We start from the raw sequence: 6,345 nt of genomic DNA on the forward strand, positions 1-6,345 counted from the left end.
CTGGCCGATCCCGAGACGCCGTTCGACCTGGCGCGTTTCATAGTGGGGAGCGAGGGCACCCTCGCGATCGCCACCGCGGTCGAGGTGGATCTCGTGCCCAAACCCAAACACACCGTCTACGCAGTCGGCCACTTCGACACCACCCAGAAGGCGATCGAGGCCACCACGGACGCCCTTTCCTGCGTGCCGGCGCAGGTCGAGTTGATGGACAAGACGATTCTCGATCTATCGCGGCAGAAGATCGAGTACGCCAGCCTGGGCGACAGCCTCGTCGGCGACCCGGCCGCGCTGTTGTTCGTCTCGTTCACCGGTGACGACCTCGACGAGGTCCTCACCCGCCTGGACGGATTGATCGACCTATGGCAGCAGAGCGGCCATGGCTACCACACGCTGCGCCTGGTCACCGCCGCACAGCAATCCGCACTGTTGAAGGTGCGCAAATCGAGCCTGGGGCTGTTGATGGCGGCCAGCGAGGGTTCCAACCGCCCGCTGGCATTCGTCGAGGACACCGCCGTTCCGCCGGAGGTGCTGGCAGAGTACACCGCGCGATTCGCCACGATCCTCGACGAGTACGGCATGAACGCCGGCTTCTACGGACACTGCTCGGTCGGGTGCCTGCACATCAGGCCGTTCGTTGATCTGAGCCGACCCGACGAAATCGTCCGGATGCGCGCTGTCGCCGAACGGATCAAGGACCTCGTCAAGGAATTCGGCGGTGTCAACTCCAGCGAACACGGCGACGGACTCGCCCGAAGCGAGTTCAACCGCGAGATCTTCGGCGATGAACTCTACGAAGCAATGCGCGACGTGAAGCGGCTTTTCGACCCCGATCAGCGGATGAACCCCGGCAAGATCGTGGACGCGCCGCGGATGACCGAGAACCTCCGCGATGCGAACCTCCCGCCGGCACCTTTGCTGCGCACCCGCCTGGACTTCGAAGTCCTCGGCGGCATGCGCGGTGCAGCCGATCGGTGCATGAACATCGGTGTGTGCCGCAAGAGCACGACCGGGGTGATGTGCCCCTCGTACATCGCCACCCGCGAAGAGGAACACGCGACCCGCGGGCGCGCGAACGCACTGGTGAAAGCGCTCTCGGAACCAGACCCGAAGGCGGCGCTCGGCGGCGAACGACTGCACGAGATCCTCGACCTGTGCCTGATGTGTAAGGCGTGCAAGACGGAATGCCCGCTCGGTGTGGACATGGCCAAGCTCAAGAGCGAGACACTCTCGCATTACCACGACGAACACGGGGTGCCGCTACGTTCGCGGATTTTCGGTTCGATCCGCGAGCTCAACCGCCTCGGATCGGCACTGGGTCCCGTCGCGAACCTGGCCGGCCGTAGCCGGCTGGCCCGCCGGGTGATGGCCCGCGCGATTGGCATCGCTCCGCAACGGCCCATGCCGCAGTACAAGTTCCGCAACCTCATCCGCTGGTACGGCACTAACGGCCGCCGCGGCCAGCCCGCCACGAGTATCGGAACGGTCAACTTCCTCGCCGACTCGTTCACCTCGTTCACCGAACCGCACATCGGGCGCGCCGCGATTGGCCTGCTGCAACGATCGGGGTGGAACGTCAACCTCGCGAGCGCGGGGTGTTGCGGGCGCTCGGCCCTATCGAAAGGGTTGGTCGACGAGGCCACCGCTAAGGCCAAGGCGTTGGTCTCGCAGCTGCACGACGACACCGTCGCGGACTCGCCCATCGTGGGATGCGAACCGTCGTGCCTGTTCACCCTCCGCGACGAGCACGCCTCGATGATGCCCGGCGACCCGAAGGTGAAAGCGGTCGCGGCCCGGGTTCGGCAGGTTGAGGAGTTACTCGGCGAGGCCATCGACGATGGGCGGCTCGTCCTGGCTCCCGACTCGTGGCTGGCAGGCCGGAAGATCCTCTATCACGGCCACTGCCACCAGAAGGCCGAAGTCGGGACGGCCGCCACCGTGGCGCTGCTGCGCCGCATCCCTGGCGCTGAGCTGGTCGAGATCGACGCGGGCTGCTGTGGCATGGCCGGATCGTTCGGCTACGAAGCCGAGCATTACGACATCTCGATGAAGGTCGGCACCGATCGGCTGTTTCCGTCAATCGAAGCTGCAGGGCGGACCACGATCGTCGCAGCGACCGGAACGTCGTGCCGCGAACAGATCTTCCACGGAACAGACCGCTCCGCATGGCATCCCGTGGAACTCGTTGCCGAAGCATTGGTCTCGGTAGTCGGAGGTGAGACACGCGATGCGGATAATCCGCTTCACTGATCGGCACGAATCCCGCCCACGGTACGGAGTACTGGACGGTGAGGACGTGCTGGCTCTCGACGGCGGGTTCGACATGCCCGCTGCGGGGCGGCGGATCACGTCGCTCGCCGACGTGACACTGGTGAATCCGTGCACACCCCGAGTCATCGTCTGCGCCGGTAGCAACTACGCCAGCCAGCTCGCCGAACTCGGCCGACCGCGCCCGAGCCAGCCGTCGATGTTCCTGAAGGGACTGAATACGCTCGCTGGGCCGTCGGACGCGATCGCCTACCCGCCCGGGCTCGACCGGCTGGAGTACGAGGGCGAGGTTGCGGTCGTGATAGGGCGTACCGCACGAGATCTCCGAGCCGGCGACGTGGCGCGGCATGTGCTCGGCTACACCTGCGCCAACGACGTCACCGCCAGCGACTGGCGAGCCGACGGCCAGTGGACCCGCGCAAAGAGCCTCGACACCTTCTGCCCGTTGGGCCCGTGGATCGAGACCGGGATCGACGATCCACAAGCTATGCGGCTGACGACGCGGCTCAACGGGCGGATCGTTCAGGACTGCGGCACCGACGACATGATCTTCGGTGTCGTCGAGCTGCTGGTCTGGATCACCCGCTGGATCACCCTGCAGGCCGGAGACGTTGTGCTCACCGCCAGTCCTGCGGGCGTCGGGCCCATGCGTGTCGGTGACACAGTCGACGTCGAGGTCGACCTCATCGGCAAACTGTCGAACACGGTCCGCGAGCGAGATGCGTTGTCGGCGTGAGTGACTGGCTCGCACCGCCAAGTTTGTCACTGTGACGAACCGGGCACGCGGTGTCGCCGGGCCACACTGGTGGGGAGTGCGGAACATCAGCGACGTATGTGTCTGAGGTGGCGACCGTGAATCTGGTAGCCGGCGTCGCTGACCCGCGAGGCCTCGGAAGCGACTCAGCACGGCCCGCCTATCGTCGAGCCGTGACGATCACCTACGACGACGCGCTTCGGAGGCGCATCCGGGCACATCTGGCGGACCACGACCGCCGCACCGTGACCGACCGGACGAAGCGGCACGCGGCCGTCGCGGTGGTGCTGGTCGACTCCGAGGCCGGCGAGGACAGGGCTGACCCGGCGGCCGTGGAGGACTGGATCGCAGGCAGGCCGATGGAGGCGGGTCTCGACGGCCGCATGGTCGGCGTGTCGGGCGGCGCCGCCTTTCTGCTGTGCCGCAGGGCATCTCGTCTCACCTCACACCCCGCGCAGTGGGCGTTGCCCGGCGGCCGCATTGACCCTGAGGAGGGCGTGGTCGACGCCGCGCTGCGGGAACTGGACGAAGAGGTCGGCATCGGACTGTCGGACTCGACTGTGTTGGGTCTGCTCGACGACTACCCGACGCGGTCTGGCTACGTCATCACCCCGGTGGTGATCTGGGGAGGCGGACGTCTCGATCCCCGTCCCGCGCCTGCCGAGGTGGTGGCGGTCTACCGGGTGGGATTGCACCAACTACAGCGCGAGGACTCGCCGCGCTTCATCACCATCCCGGAGAGCCCGCGTCCGGTGGTACAAATCCCGTTGGGAAACGACCTCATCCACGCGCCGACGGGTGCCGTGCTCCTGCAACTGCGGTGGCTGTGCCTCGAGGGTCGCCACGACCCGGTCGACGAGCTCGAACAACCGCTGTTCGCCTGGAAGTAGGTTCGTCAGGGCTTCAAACTGCCGATCCCGAGCGACGTGTCCTTCGGCCGCGACCCACGCTCGGCCTCGAGACCCTCGACGTAGGACTGCGGATCACGGTCGGCGACCTTCAGTCCCTTCGTGGTGGGGTGTCGCGCCATGAATTCGCGGTACTGGCGGCCGAGGGATTCTCGAAGTCCGGCAGACGCGTGCCGCCGGAAGTCCGAGAGCCCCTCGCGTTCCTCCTCGCCCATGTGTTCGTCGTTGGCCTTTCGGGCCGCGCCGACCGCCACCCACCAGTCGGCCGAACCGGCCGGTGCTTCATCTGCAGCGCGGACGCCGTCCCGGATGTCGTTGTGGTCGCCGATCGCATCCAGTGTCTCGTCCTCGGGATCGTCGACCCCCCGCTTCAGCAACTGCGGGTAGAAGATCGTCTCCTCGATGTACGCGTGCACGTCCAACTTGTCCGCAAGGGGACGCCAAACCCGTTGCAGTGCTTTGGGATTGACCGATGGATCGGCCTGCAGGTAGTCCAGCTTCGCGAACTGCTCCCGGAACCAACCGTGGTCGGCCAAGATCAGCATGGTGATGTCAACCATCTCGACTCCAATGACGTCAATGCGGGGCAGCGCAGATCACGCCGTGTTCATCCATGTAACCACTACGACCGCTCACGAGGGGTCGTCCATGGCCGCCGCCAATACGCGCAGGAGCCGGTCGACGTCGTCGGCGTCGTTGTAGGGTGCCAAGCCGATCCGCAGGCCACCCGCCTCGCCCAGCCCGAGCCTTCTCGATGCCTCATAGGCGTAGAACGAACCGGCGGGCGCGTTGACGTCGTGCTGGGCGAGCACCGCGCTGACCTCGGCGGCATCCCGACCGGCAAAGGTGGCGAGCAGCGTCGGGGTCCGGCGCGCGGCACGCGAGTGGATGCGCACCCCTGGCAGCTGCTGCAGACCGGCCTCGATGCGCAGGCGAAGCGCGTCCTCGTGGTGCTCGAGTGCGCTCGTGGCGGCCAGCAGGCGGCTGCGGCGGCTCCCGGTCGCACTCGTCATGCCCGCGAGGAAGTCGACGGCGGCGGTCGTCCCTGCCATCAGTTCGTAGGGGAGCGTGCCGAGCTCGAAGCGTTCGGGCACCCGGTCGGTGGCGGGTAGCAGCTTGCCGGGCCGCAGCCCGGCGAGAACGTCGCGCGTGCCCACGACGACGCCACAGTGCGGTCCCAGGAACTTGTACGGCGAACAGGCGAAGAAGTCGGCGCCGAGACCGCGGAAGTCGACTGCGCCGTGGGCGGTGTAGTGCACGCCGTCGACGAACAGCAGGGCTCCGGCGGCATGGGTGCGGGTCGCGATGGTCCGCACGTCGGGCATCGTGCCGATGAGGTTGGACGCGGCGGTGACGGCGACCACGCGCGTGCGGTCGCTGAGCTGCGCCTCGACGTTCTCCACCGGCAGTTCGGAGGTCGCGGTGTCGAAGTCCACCCACCGGACGATCGCGCCCGCAGCGGCGGCGGCGAGCACCCACGGCCGGACGTTGGCATCGTGGTCAAGGCGTGTCACGACGATCTCATCACCGGGATCCCACTGAGCGGACAGCGCCCGCGACAGATCGAAGGTCAGCGCGGTCATGCTCCGCCCGAAGATCACCTCGTCGGGATCGGCGTTGAGCAGATCGCTGAGAGCGAGGCGGCACTGCACGACGATTTCTTCGGCGTTGCGCGCCGCGGCGGTGGCGGTTCCGCGGTTCGACAGGGGACGGAGCATGGCGTCCCGCATGGCGTTGGCGACGGCCGTGGGTGTCTGCGAACCACCGGGACCGTCGAAGTAGGCCGTGCCTTGCCCGAGGACAGGGCCTAACGCAGGAAAGCACCCGCGGATCGCGTCGACGTCGAACGTCGAACTGTCGGTGCCATCGTCGCTTGGGTGGCTCACGAACGAAGTCTCCCATCGCGGCGACCGTCGTTCAGTCGCGGCGGCTGAACCTCAGGGTCTCGCCGCGGACGCCGCCCAGCCAGAGGTCCTGGCAGGCCGCGGCCGTCTCGTCGAGTCCCTCGACGACGGCGCCGAAGACGTTGCCAGGCACCCACCCCTGGTCGCCGTTGATCAGCAAGTTGTTCCTGCCGTAGAACAGGGCGAGGTCGACGATCGCGCCGGTTGTTCCAGTCCCGGCGCTGTCCTCGTATCCGTATGCCGGATTGCCGAGGTCGTCTGAGTCGAACGAGAACCAGCACAGGTCACCAGGGATCGGGGTGATCGTGGTGTTCTCCTTGCCGGGGGCCACCGGGGCGAACGCCGGCAGCAATGTGTAGATCTCGTTGCGGGCGTACTTGCCGTGGAAGACCGGTGCCACCAGCGGCAGCGCATCCCAGACGGCCGCGCAGGTACGGGGCGCCTCGTCGTCGAGCAACCGGGCGACGCAGCTGACGCCGCGCTTGTCCAGCGTCACCGTGATGAACCTGCTCAT

Annotated in this window: 6 protein-coding genes; 3 read left to right on the top strand and 3 right to left on the bottom strand. The window is 67.1% G+C overall.

The genetic code is table 11. The annotated features are described in order from the left end of the window. The 3 genes from QOI01_RS16225 to QOI01_RS16235 all read left to right on the top strand — a co-directional run. Positions 1–2,247, top strand: a 2,247-nt coding sequence (locus QOI01_RS16225; RefSeq protein WP_526382621.1) for an FAD-binding and (Fe-S)-binding domain-containing protein, incomplete at its 5' end; no start/stop codon positions are given. Then, positions 2,225–3,001, top strand: a complete 777-nt coding sequence (locus tag QOI01_RS16230; RefSeq protein WP_526382623.1) for a fumarylacetoacetate hydrolase family protein — start codon at positions 2,225–2,227, stop codon at positions 2,999–3,001. The genes QOI01_RS16225 and QOI01_RS16230, both read left to right, overlap by 23 nt. A gap of 191 nt (positions 3,002–3,192) precedes the next feature. After that, positions 3,193–3,909: an NUDIX hydrolase gene (locus QOI01_RS16235; RefSeq protein WP_526382625.1), complete on the top strand. Its 717-nt coding sequence runs from the start codon at positions 3,193–3,195 to the stop codon at positions 3,907–3,909. Positions 3,910–3,914: 5 nt separating this feature from the next. Here QOI01_RS16235 and QOI01_RS16240 read toward each other — a convergent pair whose 3' ends face one another. The 3 genes from QOI01_RS16240 to QOI01_RS16250 form a co-directional block, all read right to left on the bottom strand. Beyond that, a complete protein-coding gene (locus QOI01_RS16240) occupies positions 3,915–4,487 on the bottom strand; it encodes a hemerythrin domain-containing protein (RefSeq protein ID WP_526382627.1) in 573 nt (190 codons plus the stop codon). 72 nt (positions 4,488–4,559) lie between these two features. After that, positions 4,560–5,813, bottom strand: coding sequence for a cysteine desulfurase-like protein (locus QOI01_RS16245; RefSeq protein WP_526382629.1), 1,254 nt, complete (start codon positions 5,811–5,813; stop codon positions 4,560–4,562). 31 nt (positions 5,814–5,844) lie between these two features. After that, the gene (locus QOI01_RS16250) at positions 5,845–6,345 is read right to left on the bottom strand and encodes a DUF3830 family protein (RefSeq protein WP_526382631.1); all 501 of its coding nucleotides are present in this window, start codon (positions 6,343–6,345) and stop codon (positions 5,845–5,847) included.

It is taken from the genome of Mycobacterium sp. (assembly GCF_032162605.1).
GTDB lineage: Bacteria > Actinomycetota > Actinomycetes > Mycobacteriales > Mycobacteriaceae > Mycobacterium.